Annotated in this window: 19 protein-coding genes; 8 read left to right on the forward strand and 11 right to left on the reverse strand. The window is 62.0% G+C overall.

Features of this window, described 5'->3' with window-relative positions; translation table 11 throughout:
- Window positions 1-157: 157 nt before the first annotated feature.
- From FJ471_RS05155 to FJ471_RS05175, 5 genes are all read right to left on the reverse strand, one after another.
- Window positions 158-370 (reverse strand): DUF3329 domain-containing protein, encoded by a 213-nt coding sequence (locus FJ471_RS05155; protein ID WP_140802087.1) that lies wholly within the window; start codon window positions 368-370, stop codon window positions 158-160.
- An 82-nt stretch (window positions 371-452) separates the two neighbouring features.
- Window positions 453-1367, reverse strand: a complete 915-nt coding sequence (gene iolE, locus FJ471_RS05160) for a myo-inosose-2 dehydratase (RefSeq protein WP_140802088.1) — start codon at window positions 1365-1367, stop codon at window positions 453-455.
- A 37-nt stretch (window positions 1368-1404) separates the two neighbouring features.
- The gene (gene iolD, locus FJ471_RS05165; protein ID WP_140802089.1) at window positions 1405-3249 is read right to left on the reverse strand and encodes a 3D-(3,5/4)-trihydroxycyclohexane-1,2-dione acylhydrolase (decyclizing); all 1845 of its coding nucleotides are present in this window, start codon (window positions 3247-3249) and stop codon (window positions 1405-1407) included.
- 35 nt (window positions 3250-3284) lie between these two features.
- The gene (iolC, locus tag FJ471_RS05170) at window positions 3285-5219 is read right to left on the reverse strand and encodes a 5-dehydro-2-deoxygluconokinase (RefSeq protein ID WP_140802090.1); all 1935 of its coding nucleotides are present in this window, start codon (window positions 5217-5219) and stop codon (window positions 3285-3287) included.
- A gap of 154 nt (window positions 5220-5373) precedes the next feature.
- Window positions 5374-6219 carry a MurR/RpiR family transcriptional regulator gene (locus FJ471_RS05175; RefSeq protein ID WP_181179177.1) on the reverse strand — a complete coding sequence of 282 codons (846 nt, stop codon included), beginning with the start codon at window positions 6217-6219 and terminating at the stop codon, window positions 5374-5376.
- Window positions 6220-6377: 158 nt separating this feature from the next.
- Here FJ471_RS05175 and FJ471_RS05180 point away from each other — a divergent pair, with 158 nt between their 5' ends.
- A complete protein-coding gene (locus FJ471_RS05180; protein WP_140802092.1) occupies window positions 6378-7487 on the forward strand; it encodes a Gfo/Idh/MocA family oxidoreductase in 1110 nt (369 codons plus the stop codon).
- A 13-nt stretch (window positions 7488-7500) separates the two neighbouring features.
- On the opposite strand, the gene iolG is transcribed toward FJ471_RS05180, so the two are convergent.
- From iolG to iolE (FJ471_RS05210), 6 genes are all read right to left on the reverse strand, one after another.
- Window positions 7501-8493, reverse strand: coding sequence for an inositol 2-dehydrogenase (gene iolG, locus FJ471_RS05185; protein ID WP_140802093.1), 993 nt, complete (start codon window positions 8491-8493; stop codon window positions 7501-7503).
- Between the two features lie 20 nt (window positions 8494-8513).
- Window positions 8514-9332, reverse strand: a complete 819-nt coding sequence (locus tag FJ471_RS05190; RefSeq protein ID WP_140802094.1) for an ATP-binding cassette domain-containing protein — start codon at window positions 9330-9332, stop codon at window positions 8514-8516.
- A complete protein-coding gene (locus tag FJ471_RS05195; protein WP_246684614.1) occupies window positions 9332-10441 on the reverse strand; it encodes an ABC transporter permease in 1110 nt (369 codons plus the stop codon). The genes FJ471_RS05190 and FJ471_RS05195 overlap by 1 nt, the downstream gene beginning before the upstream one ends.
- Window positions 10442-10517: 76 nt before the next feature.
- Window positions 10518-11480 (reverse strand): sugar ABC transporter substrate-binding protein, encoded by a 963-nt coding sequence (locus FJ471_RS05200; protein WP_140802096.1) that lies wholly within the window; start codon window positions 11478-11480, stop codon window positions 10518-10520.
- Between the two features lie 131 nt (window positions 11481-11611).
- Window positions 11612-12454, reverse strand: coding sequence for a polysaccharide deacetylase family protein (locus tag FJ471_RS05205; RefSeq protein WP_140802097.1), 843 nt, complete (start codon window positions 12452-12454; stop codon window positions 11612-11614).
- Window positions 12444-13373, reverse strand: coding sequence for a myo-inosose-2 dehydratase (gene iolE / locus FJ471_RS05210; RefSeq protein WP_140802098.1), 930 nt, complete (start codon window positions 13371-13373; stop codon window positions 12444-12446). Before iolE (FJ471_RS05210) ends, FJ471_RS05205 begins: the two co-directional genes overlap by 11 nt.
- Before the next feature lie 439 nt (window positions 13374-13812).
- Between iolE (FJ471_RS05210) and FJ471_RS05220 the strand changes: the two genes are divergently transcribed.
- The 7 genes from FJ471_RS05220 (at window position 13813) to FJ471_RS05250 (ending at window position 25138) form a co-directional block, all read left to right on the forward strand.
- A complete protein-coding gene (locus tag FJ471_RS05220; RefSeq protein WP_246684615.1) occupies window positions 13813-15438 on the forward strand; it encodes a PLP-dependent aminotransferase family protein in 1626 nt (541 codons plus the stop codon).
- 158 nt (window positions 15439-15596) lie between these two features.
- Window positions 15597-17858: a class I SAM-dependent DNA methyltransferase gene (locus FJ471_RS05225; protein ID WP_140802100.1), complete on the forward strand. Its 2262-nt coding sequence runs from the start codon at window positions 15597-15599 to the stop codon at window positions 17856-17858.
- On the forward strand, window positions 17855-19126 hold the full coding sequence (locus FJ471_RS05230; RefSeq protein ID WP_140802101.1) for a restriction endonuclease subunit S: 1272 nt from the start codon (window positions 17855-17857) through the stop codon (window positions 19124-19126). Before FJ471_RS05225 ends, FJ471_RS05230 begins: the two co-directional genes overlap by 4 nt.
- Window positions 19123-19734, forward strand: a complete 612-nt coding sequence (locus FJ471_RS05235) for a hypothetical protein (protein ID WP_140802102.1) — start codon at window positions 19123-19125, stop codon at window positions 19732-19734. The genes FJ471_RS05230 and FJ471_RS05235 overlap by 4 nt, the downstream gene beginning before the upstream one ends.
- A 3-nt stretch (window positions 19735-19737) precedes the next feature.
- Window positions 19738-22815: a DEAD/DEAH box helicase family protein gene (locus FJ471_RS05240; RefSeq protein WP_140802103.1), complete on the forward strand. Its 3078-nt coding sequence runs from the start codon at window positions 19738-19740 to the stop codon at window positions 22813-22815.
- Window positions 22816-23053: 238 nt separating this feature from the next.
- Complete coding sequence (locus tag FJ471_RS05245; protein WP_140802104.1) at window positions 23054-24406, forward strand: site-specific integrase; 1353 nt, start codon at window positions 23054-23056, stop codon at window positions 24404-24406.
- Window positions 24407-24445: 39 nt separating this feature from the next.
- The gene (locus FJ471_RS05250) at window positions 24446-25138 is read left to right on the forward strand and encodes a hypothetical protein (protein WP_140802105.1); all 693 of its coding nucleotides are present in this window, start codon (window positions 24446-24448) and stop codon (window positions 25136-25138) included.
- Window positions 25139-25144 lie beyond the last annotated feature (6 nt).

Here is a 25144-nt window from a genome sequence, read left to right on the forward strand (position 1 = left end):
GCTTTGAAGTCACGGAATGGATACTCGGGTCTGCGCCGCGTCGCTTCGCTCCTTGCTTCGCCCGTGGATGACGAAGCGAGAGGTGGTTCGGCCAATCGCCAACGCATGCGATCCGTCATGCGTACCTGTCCGATCCGTGAGCCACCCATCGACCGCTTCACTCCTTCGGCTCGGCCGGAGGCTTGTTCTCCTCCGCCGGCTTGTAGAGGTAGAAAAACTGCCACACCGCATAGCCGGCGAAGCCGAGCGCGATGACGCCCCAGAACGGCGTGCCGGAGGCGAACTCGATCGCCGACCAGATCAGGCAGACCGCCACGACGGCGATGCGCCGCCACAGCGGCCGGAAGAAGGGGTGCTCATAGTCTTTCATCGCGCCAATCCAGGATTTTGCCCAAGCGCATCAGATAGACCGGGCGCCCCGACTAATCCATCATTCATGACTAATCCATCGTTCAGGCCGGAAACCCTTGTGTCTCCACCGTATAACCAGCGGCCGTCATCACCCGCATCAACTCCTTGTGGCCGACCTGCGCCATCTTCAGCGGTGGGTTCTTTTTCGGATCCTGCTCGGCCTCGACGACGAACCAGCCCTCATAGCCATGATCGGCGAAGCGCTGGACGATGGCGCCGAAATCGAGCGAGCCGTCGCCCGGCACGGTAAAGGCACCAAGCGCCACGGCATCGAGGAAGGACCGTTTCGAGCGGTCGAGCCCGTCGATGACGCCCATGCGCACGTCCTTCACATGGACGTGGTTGATGCGCTTGTGGTGGTTGTCGATGGCGCGCAGCACATCGCCGCCGGCAAAGGCGAGGTGGCCGGCGTCGAGCAGGAGCGGAATGCCTTCGCCGGAATGGCGCATGAAGGAATCGAGCTCCGGTTCGGTTTCGACCACCGCCGCCATGTGATGATGATAGGAAAGCGGCATGCCCTGCTCGGCGCACCATTCGCCGAATTCGGTGACCCGGCGGCCATAGGCCTTCATCTCGTCACCGGTGAGCTTTGGCTTGGTGGCCAAAGGCTTGGAGCGGTCGCCCTGGATCGAGCGGCCGACCTCGCCATAGACGATGCAAGGCGCGTTGACCGCCTTGAACAGCTCGATCATCGGCTGGATGCGGTCCTTGTTCGTGGCGAGGTCCTCATTGACCAGCGTGCCCGAGAACCAGCCGCCGCAAAGCGTGACATCGGCTGCCTTCAGGATAGGCAGCATCGCCTTCGGATCTTCGGGAAAGCGGCGGCCCTTCTCCATGCCGGTGAAGCCGGCCGAGCGCGACTGGCGCAGGCATTCCTCCAGCGACACGTCATCGCTCAATTCCACGAGATCGTCGTTCCACCATGCGATGGGGGACATGCCCAGTTTGGCTTTCAAGTCGTCACTCCAAATGTCGGTTCGTTGCGAGGCCGGCTCAGCCCTGGCGGCTGCCCAAGGCTTCCTCGTATTTCTTGCGCGCGGCGTTCACCTGTGGCCGCGACGAGACTTCCGGCACGGCGACATCCCACCAATGGCCGCCGGCATCGGTCGAAACCAGCGGATCGGTGTCGATGACCAGCACGGTCGTCTTGTCGTTCTTCTTCGTCTTGGCCAGCGCCGTCTCCAACTCGGCGATCGACGCCACCTTTTCGGCGACGGCGCCGAGGCTTGCCGCATGCGCGGCGAAGTCGACGTCGGGCAGCTCCTCGTGGCGAGCGTCCTTCAGGAGATTGTTGAAGTTGGCGCCGCCGGTCGCCATCTGCAGCCTGTTGATGCAGGCATAGCCGCGATTGTCGAGCAGCACGATGGTGAGCTTCAGGCCAAGCATCACCGAGGTGGCGATCTCGGAATTGAGCATCAGATAGGAGCCGTCGCCGACCATGACGACGACCTCCTGGTCGGGCTTCGCCATCTTGACGCCGAGCCCGCCGGCTATCTCGTAGCCCATGGTCGAGAAGCCGTATTCGGCATGGTAGGAGCCCGGCGCGCCGGCCTGCCAGAGCTTGTGCAATTCGCCCGGCAGCCCGCCGGCGGCATGCAGCAGGGTTACGCCCGAGCCCATGGCGCGCTGCACGGCGCCGATCACCTGCGCATCGGACGGATAGGCGGCGTTGGTCGCGGCCGTCACCTTGGCGGCCGCGGCCTGCCACTCCGTCTTGCCCTTCAGCGCGTTGTCGGTCCAGGCGCTAGGGGCCTTCCAGCCCTTCAGCGCGGCGGACAGCTCGGCGAGCCCCTCGGCCGCATCCGCGACCAGCGGCAGCGCCCAGTGCTTGCCGGCGTCGAAGACCTGCGTGTTCAGCCCGATGATGGTGCGGCCGGCATTCTTGAACAGCGCCCAGGAGCCGGTGGTGAAGTCCTGCAGCCTGGTGCCGACCGCAAGCACGACATCGGCTTCCTCGGCCAGCCGGTTGGCGGCGGAAGTGCCGGTGACGCCGACCGCCGCCATGTTGAGCGGATGGTCATCGGGGAGCGAGGACTTGCCGCCCTGCGTTTCGCAGACCGGAATGCCGGCGCCCTGCACCAGCTTCGCCAGTTCATCGGAAGCCTGCGAATAGAGCACGCCGCCGCCGGCGATCACCAGCGGCTTCTTCGCTCCCTTCAGCGCCGCGACGGCTGCGGCCAGCTCACTGCGGTCCGGGCGCAGCCGGCGCGGCGTCCAGACGCGCTCGGCGAACAGGCTTTCGGGATAGTCAAAGGCCTCGGCCTGCACGTCCTGGCAGAGCGAGAGCGTCACCGGGCCGCATTCGGCCGGATCGGTCAGCACCTGCATGGCGCGGTTGAGCGCCGGGATGATCTGCTCCGGCCGTGTGATGCGGTCGAAATAGCGTGATACAGGGCGGAAGCAGTCGTTGACGCTCGCAGTGCCGTCGGAAAAGTTCTCGGCCTGCTGCAGCACCGGATCGGGCAGCCGGTTGGCGAAGACATCGCCCGGTAAAAACAGGACGGGCAACCGGTTTACGTGCGCGAGCGCGGCGGCCGTCACCATGTTGAGCGCGCCAGGACCGATCGAAGAGGTCGCGGCCATGAAGCGGCGGCGGAAATTCGCCTTGCCGTAGGCGATCGCCGCATGCGCCATCGCCTGCTCGTTATGGGCGCGGAAGGTCGGCAGCTCGTCGCGGACCTGATAAAGCGCCTCGCCGACGCCGGCGACATTGCCATGGCCGAAGATCGCCCAGACGCCGCCGAAGATCGGCACCGTCTTGCCGTCGATCACGGTCATCTGCCGGCTAAGGAAGCGGGTCAGCGCCTGCGCCATCGTCAGGCGAACGGTCTTCGTCATTGTCGTTTCCTCCGGCTTCCGTTGACGCCGTTTTCTTATGCTGCCTTGCGCCCACGCGCGGCAAGCCATGCCTCGGTCAGTTGCTCGAAGCGCGCGGCCATGTCGGCCACGGCCTCGTCGTCCGACATCTTGCCGGCCAACCATTGTTCGGCGGCGTTGATGAAGATGGTGCGACCGACCGCAAATCCCTTGACGATCGGCGCATTGCTCGTTGCGGCAAACGCCGCGACCAGCTCGTCCTGCGGCGCTTCGAGACCGAGCAGAACGACGCCCCGGCACCATGGATCGTTCCTGACGATCACCTGTTCGATCTTCGCCCAGGCGCCGGCCGAAGCCTGTGGCTCCAGCTTCCACCAGTCGGGCTTGATGCCCAGCGCATAGAGTTCCTCCAGCGCGCGTGGAATGGTGGTGTCGTCGAGCTTGCCGTGCTTGCCGGCGATGATCTCGACCAGCAGTTCGCGGCCGACCTTCCGCGCCGCCTCGAACAAAGCTCTGATCTTCTTCTGCTGCTCTGTCTTCAGCGCCTCCGGGTCGTCCGGGTGATAGAAGCACAGGCACTTGATGCAATGGTCGACCGGCCATTCGGTGAGCTGCGAGCCGATGTCCTGCGAGAATTCGAAGCGCAGCGGCCGCGATCCAGGCAATTCCACCGGGCGGCCGAGCCAGGCGAAGGGATGGCGGGCGAATTCGAACATCGCGTCGCGGCCGTATTTCTCGTCGATCAGCATGCCGTAGCCGTCGCGGCCGGCGGCGACCTTTGCCGCCGCCTTGACCGTCAGCACCTTGAAGTCTGGAATGCGCGCAACGTCGGCGCCGACCTTGGCGGCAACGTCCTCCAACTGGACGCGATGATCGCAGGCCAAAGCCATCAGCGAGGGAATGTCGCGCCTGCGCGTCGTCGCCCAATGGATATGGTTGATCGCCTCGTCCTTGCGCAGCGCCAGATGCTTGCTGCCGTGCTTCAGGAAGAACTGCAGCTCCTCGAAGGTCGGATATTCCGGCGCGCAGAGCAGCCGCGACACGGCGAACGCGCCACACGCATTGGCCCAGGTCGCGGCGGTGGCAAAGCTTTCGCCGCCGAGCCAGCCGCGCAGGAAGCCCGACATGAAGGCGTCGCCGGCGCCCAGCACATTGTAGATCTCGATCGGAAAACCCTTGCCGACGATGCCGTCCTCGAGGTCGTCGCTGATCGGCCCGTCATAGACGATGCAGCCCTTGGCGCCGCGCTTCAGCACGATGGTGGCCGAAGACAGCGCGCGGATCGTCTTCAGCGCGCTCAGGCAGTCGTCGGCGCCCGAGGCGATCATGATCTCCTCCTCGGTGCCGACGATGAGATCGCAATCCGGCAGCACCGTCTTCAGCTGCGCCGAGACGCGGTCCGACTTGACGTAGCGCTCGAAACCCTCGGCATGGCCGGCAAGGCCCCAGAGGTTCGGGCGGTAGTCGATGTCGAACACCACCTTGCCGCCCCGGGCCTTCATCAGGCGGATCGCCTTGCGCTGCGCGGCATCGGAATTGGGGCGCGAGAAATGCGTGCCGGTGACGACCACCGAGCGGGCAGAGGCGATGAAGGCCTCGTCGATGTCTTCCTCGGCCAGCGCCATGTCGGCGCAGTCGGAGCGGTAGAAGATCATCGGCGAGACGCCTTCGCTCTCGACCGAAAGCAGCACCAGCGCCGTCAGCCGCTCCTTGTCAGTCTTCAGGCCGTCGACAGACACGCCCTCGCGCTGAAGCTGCTCGCGGATGAAGCGGCCCATCTGCTCGTCGCCGACCCGGGTCAGCAGCGCCGAGCGCAGCCCGAGCCTTGCCGTGCCGACGGAAATATTGGCCGGGCAGCCGCCGACCGACTTGGCGAAGGAGGTGATGTCCTCCAGCCGCGAGCCGATCTGCTGGCCATAGAGATCGACCGAGGCGCGGCCGATGGTGATGACGTCGAGCGGCGGGTATTTCCCTTCCACGGCTTCGCCCATTCGAACCTCCCATCGGCCTTGTTGTGCAGAGCAGCGTCGTTGTGGACAGCACGCGCAAACGGCGGCGTGGTGCCATCAATATGAAATATTAATTCCAATCTACAGTCAATATGGAATGAGCATTCCCGAGACGAAAAGAGCTCGCCGGCGAGGCTCAGCCCTTGCGCCTGCGCCCGGCTTCGCGGCGCTTCTCGCCGACGGCGACGGTCAGCGCCATGGCCAGCGCCATCGTCGCCGAAATCGAGCGGAAGCCGCCGAAATCGGCCTCGGCGACCTCGAACCAGACCTTGGCGAATTGCGCCAGCGGCGAGAAGGACGAGTCGGTGATCGCCACGATCGGCACACCCTGTTCCGCGATCGAGCGCGTCTCGTCGATGGTTGCCGGCGCGTAAGGCGAGAAGCTGATGGCGATGACGGCGTCGCGCGGCGTGGCGAAGCCGATCATCTCGGCGTTGAGCCCTGCGGCTGATTCCACCAGCTGGTTGCGGATCTTGAGCTTACCCAGCGCATAGGCGATGTAGGACGCCACCGGATAGGAGCGGCGCTTTGCCAGCACATAGATGGTCTCGGCCTTCGCCAGCAGCGTCACTGCCTGTTCGAAATGCGCATCGTTGAGCGAGCGCGAAATGTCGCCCAGCGAGGTGCTGGCGGCGGCGACGAAGCCGTCGAAGATCGCCCGATGCCCGCCGCCTTCCTCGGCTTTGGCGCGCAGCGCCGCCAGCCGCTCGTCATAGGAGGAGTTGCGCTCGCGCAGCCGCTCGCGGAAAACCTGCTGCAGGCTGGTGAAGCCGTCGAAGCCGAGCTGCTGGGCAAAACGGATCAGCGTCGAGGGCTGCACGCCGGCCGAGGCGGCAATGCTTGCCGCCGTGCCGAAGGCGATGTCGTCGGGGTTGTCGAGCGCATAGGCGGCGATCTGCGCGATGCGTTTGGGCAGGCTCGCGCGCCTGTCCAGGATCGTCGCGCGCAGCGTTTCGAAATCGCGAGGCACCCGTTCGTCCATCGTCGCTCCGCCCACGCCCATAAGGTTTTTCCCTCTCCTGCCTCATCATAGCGAGTTCGCGCAAGAACACCATAAAAAATGATTTGGATATTCCATTCTTTGCCAAAATGGACTAATTCATCCACATCAATTCTTTCCTCATCTTGGAGACAATCGACATGGTCGGAGTGGGCCTCATCGGCACGGGCTTCATGGGCAAGTGCCACGCCATCGCCTGGAACGCGGTGGGCACCGTCTTTCCCGATGTCGAGAAGCCGAAGCTGGTGCATCTGGGCGAGGTGAATGACGAGCTTGCCAAGCGCAAGGCCGGCGAATTCGGCTTCGCAAAGGGCTCCGGCGACTGGCGCGCCGTGGTCGACGATCCGGACGTCGATGTCGTCTCGCTGACCACGCCCAACCAGTTCCATCCGGAAATGGCGATCGCCATCCTCCAAGCCGGCAAGCATCTGTGGTGCGAGAAGCCGATGGCGCCGAGTTTCGCCGAGGCCGAGACCATGGCGGCCGCGGCGAAGAAGTCCGGCAAGGTCGCGGTGCTCGGCTACAACTACATCCAGAACCCCGCCATCCGCCATATCGGCGCGCTGCTCGAGGAAAAGGTCATAGGTGACGTCAACCTCGTGCGCATCGAGATGGACGAGGATTTCATGGCCGACCCGGAAGCGCTGTTCTTCTGGAAGCACGAGGCTTCGTCCGGCTATGGCGCGCTCGACGATTTCGCCGTGCATCCGCTGTCGCTGATCAAGGCGCTGTTCGGCCGTGTGTCCCGCGTCATGTGCGACATGGTCAAGCCCTATGCCGACCGCAAGACCGCGTCCGGCGCCCGCCGCGCGGTCGAGACCTACGACATCGCCAGCGTCTTGATGCATCTCGAGAACGGCGTTGCCGGCACGCTTATGGTCAACCGCTCGGCCTGGGGCCGCAAGGGTCGCATCGCCATCCAGATCTTCGGCTCGAAGGGCTCGATCCTCTACGACCAGGAGCGGATGAACGAGTTCCAGCTCTACCTCACCGCCGACCGGCCGACCGAGCAGGGCTACCGCACCATCCTGGTGGCGCCGCATCACAAGCCCTACGATTCCTTCCTGCCGGCGCCTGGCCATGGCCTCGGCTTCAACGACCTCAAGATGATCGAATGCCGCGAGCTTCTGATGCGCATCGCCGACAAGCCGGCCCGCATCATCGACTTCGACGAAGGGCTGGAGATCGAGCGCACCGTGCATGCCATGGCGCGCTCGTTCCAGGAGCAGCGCTGGGTCGATGTGAGATAGGGCAGGCAACGCCTCAGAACCGGACAGGCTCGAAGCGGCCGGACTTCGCCGAGGCAAGCGCCGCTTCGCACAGGATCATCGCCTTGCGGCCATCGGCGGCGCCGACCGCCGGCTTCCGCCCCGCACCGACCGACTGGATGAAATGGTCGAGCTCTGCCTCGTAGGATTGGGCATAGCGCTCGACGAAGAAATAGAGCGGCCGTTCAGTGGCGATCCCGCTCTCGCCGCTGAGGCTGACCGAGGTCGGCGTGCGGTTGCCGGCCTGCAGCATCCCCTTCGCGCCATGCACCTCGATGCGCTGGTCGTAGCCATAGACGGCGCGCACGCTGTTGTTGATGTGGCACTGCCGGCCGGACGCCGTGCGCAGGATGAACATCGCTGTGTCGTAGTCGCCGAGCTTGGCGTAATAGGGCTCGACCAGCGATGAGCCGGTGGCGAAAAGCTCGATCGGCTCCTCGCCCAACAAAAAGCGCGCCATGTCGAAGTCATGGATGGTCATCTCGCGGAACACGCCGCCGCCGCCGGCCAATGCTTCCTCGGTCTCCGGCTCCGGGTCGCGGCTGGTGATGACCACCTGCTCGACCGCGCCGATCTCGCCGGCCTCGATCCTCTTCTTCACAGCGGCGAAGGATGGATCGAAGCGCCGGTTGAAGCCGATCTGCAGCGGCACGCCGGCCTTCGCGACGGCCGCCAGGCACTGGTCGGTGCGCGCGATGTCGAGGTCGATCGGCTTCTCGCAGAAGATCGCCTTGCCCTTGGCGGCGGCCTCGATGATCAAGTCGGCATGGGTGCGGGTGGCGGAAGCGATCACCACGGCCTTGATCGACGCATCGTTCATCACCGTCGCGGTGTCGGCGATCTCGGCGCCCGTTGCGGCGGCGATCCGCTCGGCCGCGTCGCGTCGCGGGTCGACGATGGCGCGCAGGCGCACGCCCGGATGCCGGGCAAGATTTTTCGCATGCACCGAGCCGATCAGCCCGGCGCCGAACAATGCGGCGTCGATCATTTTTCTCTCTTTTCAGTCCTTCAGGAGATAGCCGCTTCCACACCGGAACCCGGCTTGGTGAAGCGCTCCAGCTCCTGCTGCAATTCGCGGATCTCGCGGCCGCCGGCCATCATGTCCAGCACCTCCTTTTCGGTGATGTCGCCCTTGCGGAACGTGCCGAGCGAGCGGCCGCGGTTGAGCATGGTGAAGACATCGCCGATCGGATAGGCGTGATGGATGTTGTGGGTGATGAAGATGACGGCGAGCCCGCGCTGGCGCGCCTGCGCCACATAGCGCAGCACGATCGAGGCCTGGTGCACGCCGAGCGCCGAGGTCGGCTCGTCGAGGATCAGCACGCGGGCACCATGATAGACGGCGCGCGCGATCGCCACGCATTGCCGCTCGCCGCCGGAAAGCGTGCCCACCGCCTGCTGCGGGTCGCGCACATTGATGCCGATCCTGGCGAGCTCTTCATAGACGATGGCGTCGGCCTTCTTCATGTCGATGCGTTTTGTGACCCAGGCGCCCTTCACCGGCTCGCGGCCGAGGAAGAAGTTGCGGGTGATGCTCATCAGCGGGATCATCGACAGGTCCTGGAAGACCGTGGCGATGCCGGCGTCGAGCGCGTGGCGCGGCGAAGCGAAGGTCACCGGCCTGCCGTCGACATACATCTGGCCTTCGCTCGGCGTGTGCACGCCCGACAGCGTCTTGATCAGCGTCGACTTGCCGGCGCCATTGTCGCCGAGCAGGCAGTGCACCTCGCCGGCATGCGCGGCAAACGACATGTCGCGCAGCGCCGTCACCGAGCCGAAGCGGCGGGTGACGTTGCGCAGCTCGATGAGCGGAACGGCATCAGTCATCAGCGCGCCTCCGTCGCCTTGCGGCGCACGTAATTGTTGACCAGCACTGCGATCAAAAGCATCGAGCCGAGGAAGACCTGGAACCAGTCGGTGTCGATGCCGGTGTAGAAGATGCCCATCTCCACCGTGCCGAAGATCAGCGCCCCGAACATTGCGCCGATCGCCGAGCCGTAGCCGCCGGTGAGCAGGCAGCCGCCGATCACCGCCGCGATGATCGCCTGGAATTCCTTCTGCGTGCCGCGCAGCGTGTCGGCGGAGCCGGCCTCCAGCACCTGGATGACGGCGAACAGCGTCGCCGACAGCGCCGTGCCGATGAACAGCAGGATCTTCACCCGGTCGACCGGCACGCCGACATTGCGCGCCGCGCGGTCATCGCCGCCGACCGCGAACACCCAGTTGCCGAAGCGCGTCTTGACCAGCAGCCAGGTAGCGAAGGCGGTCACCGCCACCCACCACAGGATCGACATGGACAGGCCCTGCACCATCGCCGAGCCGTCGGGGCGCGCGGCGATCACGCCATGCGCGGCGAGCCAGGCGAAGACCGGCGCGCCGAACTTGCCGCCGAACAGCCAGACCACGAAACTGCCTTCCTGGCCGTCGGTGATATAGGGGATCTGCGTGCGCCCGGTGACGGTGCGCGTGATGGCGAGCGTCAGCCCGCGGAGGATGAACAGGCCCGCCAGCGTGACGATGAAGGAAGGCAGCCTCGTGCGCACCACGAGGATGCCGTTGAGCGCCCCGACGATGATCGCAATGACGAAGGCGATCGCCACCGCCACGGGGATCGAAAGCCCGAACTGGGTGACGCAAAGCCCGATGGTGACGCTGGCAAAGCCGATCATCGAGCCTAGCGAAAGATCGAACTCGCCGCCGATCATCAGCAGCGCGACCGCCGCGGCAAGGATGCCGAGCTGCGCCGACACCTGCAGGAAATTGGCGATGCCGGCCATCGAGAACAGGCCGCTGTTGCCGGCGGTGATGCCGAAGGCGAGGAAGACGATGACGGTGCCGGTGATGGCGCCGAGCTCCGGCCGCCGCATCAGGCGCACCAGGCGTCGCGAAACGGGTTTCGGCTCGGGTGGATGAGCCGGGTTCAGTGCATCGGTCACGATCGTCATCCCAATAAGCGTCCAGGGCACCCAACAAGAAGCTCGCCGGCGCTTTCGCCGGCGAGCTATTATAGCATCAGCGGATGCCGGCCTTGCTGAGATCGCGCACGGCGGCCGCGTCATCCTTCATGATGAAGGACGGACCGGTGCGCACGGCCGATGTCGGGAAGGTCTTGTACATCGCCTTGTTGGTCAGGAAGACGACGGGATAGTAGCCCATCATATATTGCTGGTTGTCGATGCCGAACATCATGGTGCCCTTGGCCACCGCATCGAGGATCTCGGGCGACAGGTCGAACGTGCCGATCTTGTAATTGCCGATCGTGCCGGCGTCCTCGAACATCTTGAGCAGCGGTGCGGCGACCGTCGGGCCTAGCGTCAGCACGCCGGTGACGTCCGCATGCGCGGTGAGGTAGCCTTCGACGCGGCGCGTCACGTCGGTCGGGTCCATGGTGGCCGCGACCACGTCGGAGGAGCCGCCGCTCTTCTTCAGCCCGTCATTATAGCCTTCGCAGCGCTTGTCGAGGCTGACATTGCCGACCTCGTGGTTGATGCAGATGCCTTTCTTGACGCCGGCCTTGGCCATGATCTCGCCGGCCTTGACGCCGTTGTCGTATTCCGAGCCGCCGCCGACGAAGAGATCGAGGCCCCAGGGCTCCACCGCTTCCTCGCCGCTGTCGATGACGACCACCGGAATGCCGGCGGCCTTGGCCGCTTCCACCGGCGCCTTCAGCGCGTCCATGTCGGGAATGGAGACGACCAGGCCGTCCGGCTTCGACGCCGTTGCCGCCTCGATCATGCGCGCCATGCGCACCACGTCGAAGGTTTCCGGCGCCTGGTATTCGACCTTGACGCCGAGCTGCTGGGCGGCGGCCTGCATGCCGTTCTTCACCACGCTCCAATAGACGTCGTTGGCCTGGCCGTGGGTGACGAAGACGATGCGCACATCGCTTTCCTTCTTCACCTGGGCCGGCGCGGGCAGGATGCCGGCGCCGGCAAAGGCAAGCGAGAGCGCAGCCGCGCTCAACACATTTCGCATTCCGGACATCGAGAATAAGGCACTCATAGTGGTTCTCCTCAGGTTATCGTTGTCTGCTCTCAAGTTTTGGCCTCGACCCTCCCGGTCAGGCCGCTTTCGTCATGTTTCCAACTCTTTCTTCTCGGGCATGATCATGCCCGGAAATCCCGGAGCGAGCCGCGGCGGATGGACAGTCCTTCCACGAAGGCCATGAAATCCGGGTCTGGAAGCAGGTCGAATTCGTCGATGCGGATCTGCGCCGAATTGGGCTCGATCACCTCGATCTCGCCGGGCGCATTGGCGTGCAGGCAAAGGAAATTGAGCCCTTCGCCGATCTGGCCGAACAGGGCCTCGTAGCGCGCGCGGGCCGGCTGGTTGCGATGCCAGGGCGTCTCCAGCACGGCGCTTGCCAGCGTCTCGCCGGCCTCAACCAGCCGCTTGCCCGGCGCCGCATAGACGCCGTCGTCCAGCCTGCCGAGATTATGGATCGGCCCGTAGACCGAGATGCTTTTGGGAAACAGCGTCGGCAGGCCGTAGTCGATGCCGACCGCGGCATAGCGGTCGACGAATTCCGGCGAGAACACCGCGCCCATATGGCCATCGATATGCGTGAGCGTAAGCCCCGCGGCCAACGCCGCGTCGATCTGCGCCCGCATCTCGGCCTCGACCGCTTCCGGCTCGCCCTTGGCGCGCAATTCCGGCACGGCGCGGAACAGATAGCCGTCGCTGTCGACGATGCCGGACGCCTGGCTCGCCTTGGTCAGCGGCCGCCAGCGATAGTACTTCTTCTCCGAGGTGAGCGTGATGTGGACGCCGAGATTGAGCGAGGCGTCCGCAGCACCCTCCTCGGCGATTTCCAGGAACCACGGGCAGGGCACCATCACCGAGCCGCTGTCGACCGCGCCGGCGCGCTTCAGCTTCAGATAGGCGACATTGGCGCCATGGCACATGCCGACATCGTCGATGTTGATGACGACCTTGCGTTCAGCCGGCATGGCGGACCTCTTGTGCGCGTTCGTGGACGTAGAAGCCGGCGCCCTGCGCCAGCCTCTTCAAATTGCGGTAGCCCATCGTGGCATAGGTCAACGGATGCGCCTTGGCCGGATCCTGCTCGGCCTCCACCACCAGCCAGCCGGAATAGCCCTGGTCGGCGAGGATCTTGAGCAGCGTGGCGTAGTCGATCGCGCCGTCGCCCGGCACCGTGAAGACGCCTTCCATCACCGCGCCCATGAAGCTCATGTCGGCGTCGCGCGCCTTCTTCAGCATCGCCGGGCGCACATCCTTGCAATGCACATGCACGACGCGTTCGACATGCCGGCGCAGCATTTGCTCCGGGTCGCCGCCGGAAAAGGCGCAGTGCCCGGTGTCGTAAAGCAGGCCGACCGCCTCGCCGGTTGTGTGCATCAGCCTCTCGATTTCTTGATCGGTCTCGACGATCGTGCCCATGTGATGGTGGAAGGCCATGCCGACGCCGAAATCTAAAAACCGCTCGGCGAGCTTGGTGATCTTGGCGCCATAGGCCTTCCATTCGCCATCCATCAGCTTCGGCCGCTGCGAGATCGGGTCGTGGATCGCGCCATGCCGGCCGCGCGAGGTATCGGCATAGACGACGCGCCTGGCGCCAAGGTCGCGAAGCAGCGTCAGATGCGGACGGATCGCCTCGAATTCCTCGTCGACGTCCTTCTCGCAGATGCGCCCGTCATACCAGCCGGAGACCAGCGCCAGCCCGTAATGGTCGAGGATGGGCCTGAGCTCGCGGCTGTCGCGCGGAAACTTGCCGCCAAGCTCGGTGCCGGCATAGCCGGCTTCCGCGGTTTCGCCGAGGCAGGTCTCGAGCGGCGTGTCGCCGCCCAGTTCCGGCACGTCGTCATTGGTCCAGGTGATCGGATTGATGCCAAGTCGAACTGTCGTCATTGCTCGCTTTCCGCCCCGCAGCGGGGATGGCTGCGGGGTTGATGGTCTCGGGAGGAGATGGCTGCGATTGCTGGCGGCGGGCGAAAACCCAGCCGTTTCGTTCGGCCAGACGCCCTCCCAGCGCCGTGCCTCACATGTCCCTTATCGACGTCTTACCCCAACGTCAGTAAGCGAAGTCTACCCCGCTCTGTCTCCCTCGCGAGGGCCAGTTTTCCGGAAAATGAAGGAACCAGTTTGTGACGGCCGGCGGCTGTGGCAGGATGGGGAGGATGGGAAATCTGGAAATCATCGAGCGTCGGCGCGAGGCCCCCCTCTCTGCCCTGCCGGGCATCTCCCCCTCAAGGGGGGAGATCGGACGTCGCGTCAGCCCTCGCCAATCACCAACATTGCAAGGAGAAGCGAGGCGCCTGAACTGCCAATCTCCCCCCTTGAGGGGGAGATGTCCGGCAGGACAGAGAGGGGGGCGAAGGAACTCGACCTTCAAAGCCTGCGGCACGCAATTGCGCGCTATTCGCGGAGCAGCGTGACCATGCGCCCGCACCCCAAGCCCCAACCCTTCCCGCTCGACATGCTCACCGTGAACCGCGCCGGCCCCGAGCAGCTCTCGCGCCAGCTCTATCACGGCCTCGTCGCCATCATCCGCAGCCGCGCGCTGCCGCCGGGCTCGGAGCTTCCCTCCACCCGCGCGCTCGCCGCGGAGCTCGGCCTTGGCCGCAACACCATCGTCGCCGCCTACGACCAGCTCGCCACCGAAGGCTATCTCGCCAACCGCCAGGGCGCCCGACCGGTGATCGTCGACCTGCCCGACGGCCCGCGCGAAACACCGGCGGAGGAGCCGCCCGAGCCGCTGCGCTCACCCTCGCTGCGCGGCCAGCAGCTGCTCAGCCAGCCCTACCATCACGGCCGGCCGGGGCATGTCGCCTTCCACCCCGGCATGCCCGATGCGGGAAGCTTTCCCTTCGGCGTCTGGGGCCGGCTGGTGGCGCGCCGCGCCAGCCATGGCGGCGAGACGCTGTTCGGCACCTATGATGTCACCGGCCACCCGGCGCTGAAGGAGGCGATCGCTGGCTATCTCTATTCCGCGCGCGGCGTGCGCTGCCGTCCCGAGCAGATCGTCATCACCACCGGCGCGCAAGCCGCCTTCGATCTTCTCGCACGCCTGCTGCTCGACCCCGACGACACGGTGTGGATGGAGGAGCCCGGCTATTACGGCGCCAAGGCTGCCTTCACTGTGGCCGGCGCAAGGATCCTGCCGATCCCGGTCGACCAGGAGCGCGGCTGGCGTCTTGAGCATGATCCCGAGAAGTGGGAACCGGTTCTCGGACAAAGATCATGCTCCAACAAAGAGTCAGATGCGCCAAGCTTTTCGCCCCGCCTCATCTATGTGACGCCGGCCTGCCAGCATCCGCTCGGCATCACCATGCGCATGGAGGAGCGGCTGCGCCTGCTCGATATCGCCGAGACCGCCAATGCCTGGGTGATCGAGGACGACTTCGACGGCGAATACCGTTTTCAAGGGAGGCCCGTGCCGGCGATCCAGAGCATGGACCGCTCCGGCCGCGTCATCTATGTCGGCACCTTCGCCAAGCTCCTGTTCCCGGCGCTGCGCCTCGGCTTCATGGTGTTGCCACCGGAGCTCGCCGGCCGCATCGTCAACGCGCTCTCCACCACCGGCCAGTTCGCGCCGCTGCTGCTGCAGGCCGCGCTCGCCGATTTCATCACCGAGGGCCATATGAGCCGGCATCTCAAACGCATGCGCCGCATCTACGCCCAGCGCCGCCAGCTCTTTCGCGACATCGTCACCGAGCGCCTGCGCGACGAAATCACGCTCTCGCCCGCCGAAGCCGGCATCCAGGTGGTGGGTTATCTGAGGGACGGCATCGACGACATCAAGGTCAGCCAGGCCGCGGCGAAGAGGGCGATCAACGTCTCGCCGCTGTCGAAATACTTCCAGAACACGGCACCGACGCAGGGGCTGGTGCTGGGCTATGCGGCGTGCGATGCGGCGCAGATGAGGGATGGGGTGGAGAGGCTGGCGGCGGCGATAGGGGAGACGCTGGGGTGATCAATCCTGCCGATGTGACCCGGTCGCCATTCAAAAGGTAACTACCAGAGACGCTTCGCACAGTCGGTCCTTGACTTGTGCACTAGTGGTCGATTCAACGATGTTCCGCGAGCTCTGTACTCCCAACACACCTTCAAGTCGGATGGCGAATCGCTGAGATGAATATCCAAGCCCACGAAAACCTTAAGTCTACGATTTGGGAAATAGCAAATCGATTGCGTGGTCCATATCGCCCGCCTCAATACCGGCTGGTCATGCTGCCGATTGTGGTGTTGCGGAGACTCGACTGTGTACTTGAAAAAACAAAGGGGGCTGTTCTCAAAGAGTATGAAAAGCTGAAGGCGCAGAACATGCCGGAAAGCGCAATGGAAAGGGTACTCGGGCGCGTAGCGAATCCCCAGCGAAAGCATCCGCTTTATAATGTTAGCCCTTTCACCTTTCAAAAATTGCTTGGTGATCCAGAGAACATTGCGCCGAATATCGTTTCGTACATCAACGGATTCTCGCCTACAGCACGCGCAGTTTTTGAAAAGTTCAAATTTACCGACCAAATCGAAAAACTTGACGCTAGCAACCGACTTTTCACGATCGTCAAGGCGATGACTGATCCCCAGGTTGATTTACACCCTGACCGAATAGACAATTTGCAGATGGGCTACCTGTTCGAGCATCTCGTAATGAGATTCAATGAGCAAGCGAATGAAGAGGCCGGTGACCATTTCACCCCGCGCGAGGTTATCCGTCTGATGGCGAACCTCATTTATACCGGAGAGCCAGAAGTTTACAAACCAGGGATATACCTCGAAATTTATGATCCTGCGTGTGGTACTGGCGGAATGCTGTCTGAATCAGAGCGGTACTTCAAGGGAGAACCCGGGGGTGATCTCGGGCACAACAAGTCTGCAAATTTGGCGTTGTTCGGACAAGAGTACAACGATGAAGCTTGGGCAATTTGTTGTTCCGATATGCTTATCAAGGATGAAGATGTAAGTAATATCGCTCTAGGTGACACGCTGGGCGACGGCAAAACCCACGACGGCTTCGAGCGTAGAAAATTCCATTATCTGCTCGCCAATCCGCCCTTTGGCGTGGAGTGGAAGGACCAACAGAAGGTTGTCGAAAGGGAACACAAAGAATTGGGCTTTGCGGGGCGTTTCGGCGCCGGGCTGCCCGCGATCAATGACGGTTCGCTGCTGTTTCTTCAGCACATGATCTCTAAGAAGCACCCCTATAAGGAAGGGGACGAGAATAACGTTGGTTCTAAAATCGCGATCGTTTTTAACGGCTCACCGCTTTTTTCTGGCGACGCCGGGTCCGGCCCATCTAACATCCGCCGCTGGATCATTGAGAACGATTGGCTGGATGCCATCGTGGCGCTGCCCGATCAGCTCTTCTACAATACCGGCATCTTCACCTATGTCTGGCTGGTTACGAATCGGAAGGCGCCCGAGCGCCGCGGCACGGTGCAGCTGATCGACGGAACTCGCTTCTTCAAGCGCATGACGAAGAGCCTCAACAACAAGCGCAACGAGATCAGCGACGAGCAGATCAGTCACCTGACGCGCATCTATGACAATCACCGCGATGGTGAGACAGCGGACGTTCAGATCAATGGTGATACCGAAAAGCGTGTGGTCTCGCGCACCTTTCAGAACCATGAGTTCGGCTTCCTCAAAGTGACTGTGGAGCGCCCATTGCGCATGAACTTTGAGCCGTCAGCGGCACGCATAGCTAAGCTGGATGGTCAGAGCGCCTTCATCAATCTGGCAACTTCGAAAAAGCGCAAAGACGACAATGCGGCGGCGCGCGAGATCGCGGAAGGGCGCGAGCAGCAGGAGGCCATCCGAAGCGTGTTGACTACGCTCGAAGCTAAGGGCCGGTATATGGACCGCCGACTCTTCGAGGCGGACCTTGATCGTGCCGCCAATCGTGCCGGGGTTAAAATCGCCGCGCCGGTCAAAAAAGCGATCTTCGCCGCACTGGGCGAGCGCGACCCGAACGCAAAGGAATGTTTCGACAGCAAGAACAGGCCGGAGCCGGATGCTGAGTTGCGAGACACCGAGAACATCCCGTTGCCAGAGACATTCCAAATGCCGAAGGCGTTCTTGGAAGCTGTTGCAAAGCCTGAGAACGCCGCACATAAAGGGGCGAAGCTGCCGATGTTTTTCGGTCCGGACAAACCGATTGACCATCTAATCACGGCGATGCAGCCCACGATCGACGCTTACATGGCGCGCGAGGTCCTGCCTCATGTTTCCGACGCTTGGGTCGACTACGATAAGATCAAGGTTGGGTACGAAATCCCCATCAACCGGCATTTCTACGTCTATAAGCCGCCGCGCCCGCTGGATGACATTGCGACCGATATCGCCGCGCTGGAGGGCGACATCGCCGGGCTGTTGAAAGGGCTGGTTGCGTGAAGCCCAACATACAATATCCGGCGGGCTGGAACTCAAAACGCTTGAAGTACGCTGCAAGCTATAACGACGAGGTCTTGCCTGAAAGTACCGACGATCTGACGGAGATCGATTACGTTGAGATTTCCGGGGTTTCTCTTGCCGGGGGCGTGGAAGAAGTCAACCGGCTGGCATTCTTCGAGGCACCGTCAAGAGCACGTCGAAAGGTCCGCAGCGGAGATATCCTCATATCAACCGTCCGCACCTACCTGAGGGCTATTGCTGCCGTTGACGTGGCGTCGGATGGCCTGATTGCCTCAACTGGCTTTTGCGTTGTCAGGCCACTCGATGGAATCGACTCGGCCTTCCTGGGGTGGGTCGCAAAGTCTGAGCCGTTTGTTTCTGAGGTTGTCGCGCGCTCCGTTGGAGTGAGCTACCCAGCTATAAACGCGAGCGACCTAGTCACAATCGAAGTGCCACTCCCGCCGATCGATACCCAACGGCAAATTGCACGATTTTTGGATGAGAAGACGAAGCGGATTGACGCACTGATTGAGAGGAAACGCCTGCTTCTGGATCGGTTGTCCGAAAAGCGGCAGGCCGTCATCACCCACGCCGTCACCAAGGGTCTTAATCCCGCCGCGTTGATGAAACCCTCGGGTATCGATTGGGTCGGCGACATCCCAGTGCATTGGGAAGTGCTGCCGTTGAAACGTGTATTAAGCAGTTCCACTTATGGCATCTCTGCTTCTCTGGAACCCGCTGGAGAGGTCGCAGTGCTCCGGATGGGCAACCTAGTCGATGGGGAAATCGACCTTGGCGATTTGCGATTTCTCGACGAGGTAGATGAGAGTCTACTGCTGGAGGCCGGCGACGTTGTCTTCAACCGCACTAACAGTCTTGATCTAGTCGGAAAAGCCTCGATTTTTCGGGGGAACGCAGACTTCCCGGTGTCGCTTGCGTCTTATCTGGTCCGCTTCCGTTTCTCCGACAAATACCTTCCGCAGTACGCCAATTTCGTCATGGGGACGGAGGGCCTGCTAGCTTTTGCTCGCACGCTTGCTCTGCCGAGTATCGGTCAGGCAAATCTCAATCCATCGAGGTACGCGCAGATAGAATTCCCGATTCCACCCATAGCCGAGCAGTCGGGGATAGTGGACTATCTCATGGAACAGACGAGCAGGTTTGCGGCGGTTTGGGACCGCATCGACGGATCGCTGCAACAATTGGCGGACTATCGAGCTTCGCTCGTCACCGCCGCCGTGACTGGGGCCCTCGCGGAGTTACGATGACGCTGGATGCACCGACATACTTCGGGCATTTGCGTGCCTACATGAACGATCGCTATGTCGTTCACGACGGCACGGGCGGCGAAGTCGTTCTTACCGAGAAATACTTCCCGCCCACGGGGACGCGCTCCAAAACGCGGCGCATCCGCTTGCTCCTGCCCGGTCAGGGATTGGCTTTCAAGCTGGATCACGATCAAGTCGAATCGCAGCGCAAGAAATCCAAGCCGCCGCTGTTCCACTTCCTCAATGACAACGCCAAGCCGTGGTCTAAGCGCTGCGATTTCGTGATTTTCTACACGAAGGGCCCAGCCTTTCATGCGGATTGTATCGAGTTCAAATCCAAGAGTCTGACAGCCGAAAAAATTGTTCCTCAGCTTAAGGCGGGTTTGAGTTGGGTGAGAACGCTCAAGCGCACCGTCGAGCACTATACCGGCGATACTCGGAAAATCAGGGTGCGAAAGTTCGTATTCGCTGAGAACGACAGTCCCGGAGCTTATCTCGACGCGAACAGACAACTCAACGCAGATCCGTCCATTCGCTACTACCATTTTGCCGAGGTGCAAGGTCAGTCCCTAGCAGCGTTGCACAACACCTCAGTGCAGGAGATTTGAGCCATGTCCGGTCATACCGAATACGACTTCGAGACAGCGATTGAAGCTGGGCTGGTCGGTATGGGCGGCTATGCGGTGCGTGGCGCAAGCACCTATGATGAGGCGTTAGCGCTCTTTCCCGATGATGTGATCGGATTCCTGAAAGACAGTCAGGCCGCGAAATGGGGGCAGCTTGAAGCGCTGCTCGGGACCACGACGCAATCGACCGTACTCGAAAGCCTCGTCAAGGAACTCGATATCAAGGGCGCGCTGCACGTCCTGCGGCACGGCTTCAAATGCTATGGCAGGAACTTCCGGCTGGCCTATTTCCGGCCTAACTCGGCGATGAACCCTGAGGCAGCCGAGGCTTATGCCCACAACCGACTGACCGTCACGCGGCAGGTTGCGTTCATCTCCGCTATGAAGAAGGCAGACGGCAAGAACCGGCGGTGTATCATCGACGTAACGCTAGCTGTGAACGGCCTGCCCGTGGCAACGGCGGAACTGAAAAGTAATCTTGGGAGCAGTCCACAACGTGCCGCTGACGCGATCAAGCAGTACATGGAGCATCGCGACGAGCGCGATTTGCTATTCGCCTTCAAAAGACGCGCACTGGTGCATTTCGCTGCCGATCCCGATGAAGTGTGGATGACTACACGGCTCAAGGGCAAGGAAACTATCTTCCTCCCTTTCAACCGGGGCAATAATCATGGCGCTGGCAATCCGCCTGTCGAGGGCAACTGGAAGACCCACTACCTCTGGGACGAGGTTCTACAGGCCGATAGCCTGCTGGATATCCTGCAACGCTTTATCCATCTGGAAGTCAAGGAGCGGCAGGTCAGGACCGACAAGGGCGTGCGGACCATCCGCAAGGAAACGATGGTTTTCCCGCGCTACCATCAGCTCGACGCGGTGCGAAAGCTCACCGCACATGCACGGGCGAATGGATCAGGTCGGAACTACCTGGTTCAGCACTCCGCCGGCTCTGGAAAATCCAACTCCATCGCGTGGCTCGCACACCGGCTGTCGAGCCTGCACGACGCCAATGATCAGAAGGTGTTTCATTCAGTCGTGGTTGTCACCGACCGGCGCATACTCGACCAGCAATTGCAGAACACGATCTACCAGTTCGAGCACAAGACTGGCGTAGTCGAGAAGATCGACGAGGACACCCAGCAGCTCGCTCGTGCGCTGTCGAACGGGACGCCAATCGTAATCACCACGATCCAAAAATTTCCCTTCATCTCGCAGGCGCTGTCCACCCTGGAAGGTAAGGGCACAGGAGTAAAGATCGATACTGCGGGCAAGCGCTTCGCGGTGATTGTGGACGAGGCGCATTCTTCGCAGAGCGGCGAGACAGCTACTGCGCTAAAGGGAATGCTGAACAGGGATGGAATCGAGGCGGCGATTGCCGCTCAGATGTCGGACGAAGAGGACGACGGTCTATCCGATGACGCCAAGGGCGCCATGCTACGCGACGCGTTGAAGCGAGCTCGTCAGCCGAACCTCAGCTTCTTTGCCTTTACCGCCTCACCAAAGTTCAAAACCAAGACGCTGTTTGACGAGCCGGGGCCATCTGGTACGTCACCATTCCACGAGTACTCCATGCGGCAAGCCATTGGGGAAGGCTTCATCATGGACGTGCTCTTGAACTACACGACCTTCAAACGCTTCTTCGGACTCATTAAGCAAGTTGAGAATGATCCCGAAGTGCCGCGCAAGAAAGCCGCGAAGGAGTTGACCCGATATCTTGAATTGCATCCGGTCAACATCAATCAAGTAGTCTCCGTCATAGTGGAGCACTTCCGTCTCTACGTTTTGCACGAGCTTGGCGGACGGGCCAAGGCGATGGTCGTCACCGGCTCGCGTCTAGCTGCCGTCAAATACAAGTTGGCGTTCGATCGCTATATCAAGGATCACGGATATACCGGCATCCGCTCGCTGGTCGCCTTCTCCGGCACAGTGGAAGACCCAGAAGACCCAGGCTCGTCCTACACTGAAGTGTCGATGAACGACGGGCTGGCCGAAAGTGAGCTGCCCGAAACTTTCGAGCGCGACGACTACCGCGTCCTTTTGGTCGCCGAGAAGTACCAGACGGGGTTCGACCAGCCGCTCTTGCAGACCATGTATGTGGTTAAGCGGCTCGCCGGGGTACAGGCGGTGCAGACGCTATCTCGCCTCAACCGGATGGCTCCGGGCAAGGCGCGCACCTTTGTGCTCGATTTCGCTAACGAGGAGGAGGATATCTACAAGGCGTTCAAGCCCTACTACGAGGCAACGCCAATCGGCGAGAACGCCGATCCGCACCGCCTTTCCGAATTGCAACATAGGTTATTGGGATGGGCGATCTTCGCGCCCGATGATGTAAACGCCTTTGCTGAGGTTTGGTACCGAGGCAAGCGCGATCATTCCGCCACAGATCACCGACTAATGAACGCAGTGCTCGATTCTGTTGTGCAGCGGTTCGTTGATAAAGAACAGCCTGAGCAGGACGAGTTTCGGGGCCAACTGACCGCGTACCGGAACCTCTACGCCTTCCTTTCCCAGATCATCCCCTACCAGGACAGCGAGCTCGAAAGGCTCTATGCCTTTGTTCGTAACCTGACCGCTAAACTTCCTCCGCCTGGCGATGGCCACGCCTTTGCGCTGGAAGACGAAGTGGCGCTTCGCTTCTTCCGTCTCCAGCAGATGACCGAAGGTTCAATCGATCTAGGTTATGGTGAAGCCACCCCGCTGAAGGGACCTACGGACGTTGGCACGGGAGGCTTCACGGAAGAGGGCGTCGCGCTGTCCACGTTGGTTGCGAAGCTAAACGAACGCTTTGGCACCAATTTTACCGAGGCCGATCAATTATTCTTCGATCAAATACGTGCGAGCGCGGAAGCGGACGATAAGATCGTCGAGGCCGCAAAGGCCAACAACCTGGCCAATTTCTCATCCTATTTCGAACGGATGCTCGATGAGCTCTTCATCGACCGTATGGAGGGCAATGAGGAAATCTTCTCGCGTGTTATGACGGACAAGGAGTTCCGGTCGGCGGCCCACGAGTATCTTGCGCTCGAAATCTTCCGGCGAGTACGTGATCGGCAAAAGGCCGATTGATGGCCTAGTCAACTGGCGCACCCGACAGGATTCGAACCTGTGACCTCTGCCTTCGGAGCAATTTAGAGTAGCCCTCCGAAAAACGCGAGAGGGTACGCCATGGCGCGCTATCTATCTGATACCGCTAGACTTTCTGGAAGGACGCTTCCACGATCCTATCCGAACCTACGCTACGATTTCCGCCCGCGTGCTTACGTGGTGCTTACGCGAGAGATCGGGGCCGATCGGATGAAATTCCATGACTAAGATCACAAAACGGATCGTCGACGCCGCAACTTCCCGCGAAAAAGATTACGTCATATGGGATGACGAACTACCCGGTTTTGGCCTCCGCGTCTTCACCTCCGGTAAGCGGAGCTACGTCATTCAGTACCGCGCCGCCGGACGCTCGCGTCGCTACACAATCGGCCTCCATGGAGTGTGGACACCAGAAACAGCACGCCAAGAGGCGAAGGTCCAATTCGGCCGCGTCGCCAGCGGTAACAACCCCGCAGAAGAACGGCAACTCGACCACCAGGCGATCACGGTGAAGGAACTCTGCGCCCTCTACATCACGGATCTCGAAGCAGGTCTTATCCTTGGGAAGGGTGGCCGTCCGAAGAAATCCACGACCGTTGGCACCGACACGGGCCGCATCAACCGACACATCATCCCGCTCATCGGCACGCGACGGGTCAAGGATCTCACGAAGGCCGACATCAACAAGGTTCTCAAAGACATCATGGCCGGGAAGACACGCGCCTCGGTCAAAACCGCCAAGCTGCGTGGCAAAGCGATCGTACGGGGTGGCGCAGGGACAGCGACCCGGACTGTCGGGTTGCTAGGCGGCATCCTCACATACGCCGTCGAGACCGGCATCATCGAACACAGCCCCGCGCATGGTCTGCGCAAACCAAAGGATCAGGTCCGTGATCGGCGGCTCACCGAGGACGAGTATCGAATTCTCGGCAAGATGCTCCGCGAGGCTGCCGGCAATGAGAAATATGCGATGAGCGTGGAGATCATTCGCCAGATTGCGCTCACGGGCTGCCGCCGGTCCGAGATGATAGAACTCATGTGGAGGGAGGCAGACACCGACTCCAGTTGCTTGCGTCTCATCGATAGCAAGGAGGGAGCCTCGATTCGTCCGATTGGTCTCCCGGTCGTCGAATACCTCGAGGAGCGAAGAAGAGACCACTCCGGTACCTATGTGTTCCCCGGTCCCCGAATGGAGGATGGTGCCTTTGGCGGCTTCGCAAACCACTGGGAACAGATATTCAAAGGCTCTCCGCTGGCGGATGTGACGCCCCATGTCCTGCGCCACAGCTTCGCCAGCATCGCCAACGATCTCGGCTTCACCGAAGTGACGATCGCCGCGCTGGTCGGCCATTCGAAGGGCTCGGTCACCAGCAAATACATCCACACGCTCGACACCGCCCTCGTGATGGCGGCGGACACCATATCGGGATACATCCAAGGTCTGCTTGACGGAATCGAGTTCAAGCAAACCGCCTATGCGCTCGACCGCGCGTCGCGCAAGGCCGCTCTGGCCCGGTTCCTTCTGCAAGCGGCAAGCGACCCTGAGAGCGCCCAGGCGCAACTCGCAGCATGACGCCGGCGGGCAAACGCGCGCGAAGGGGACACCGAACAGATGGTGCGCGACACTGGTCAGACGGACAAGACGACCACGAGGTTCCTGCTCGACTCCAACATCTGGCGGTATGTGCTCGATGCTGGAGCCCAAGGCGCGTTGTTGCGCGCCGCAAACAGCAGTTCCGTGATTGTCCAAGTTGCACTGGTCTACGAAGCCCTGCGACTGCGGGATGTGCCCCTGCGAAACCGGCTCATCTCGCTAATGACAAACCAGCGGTTCGAGCGTCTCATGCCGGAAGCATATAGCGAATCGATGGAGATCCTTGACGAAGTTCGGCGGCTCAGACCGGAGTGGCTGAGGCCTTCTCCGCATCAGGCGTTCTTCACCCGCAGCCGCAACGATTGGTCGCGAAAAATGGGCGGGTTCTGGGTGCGGTGCGCACGGTCGCCCGAGACGGAAGCTCTCCGCGTGCAGATGGCGGAAGGCTCTTTGCTGACACAGGCTGCCGAGCAAATCAGGGGTGCACGCAAGGAAATGATGGAGGTGGGCTGGAAGGTCAACCCCTCGATGGACAAGACACTTGCATCGCCGCTCCGCCCCGTCGCGGGCTGGAACGGCGAGATGGTGGAGGCGTGGCGCATCGAGAGTTGGAACGGCGTCACATATGCGTTGTCTCGCCCAGGTCACCCTACTGGATTTCCCCGTTCGTTGAACTCGACGATGGCCTATTGCACAGTGCGGCGTGGGTAGAGTTTT

The sequence above is a fragment of the Mesorhizobium sp. B2-7-1 genome (assembly GCF_006440735.1).
GTDB lineage: Bacteria > Pseudomonadota > Alphaproteobacteria > Rhizobiales > Rhizobiaceae > Mesorhizobium.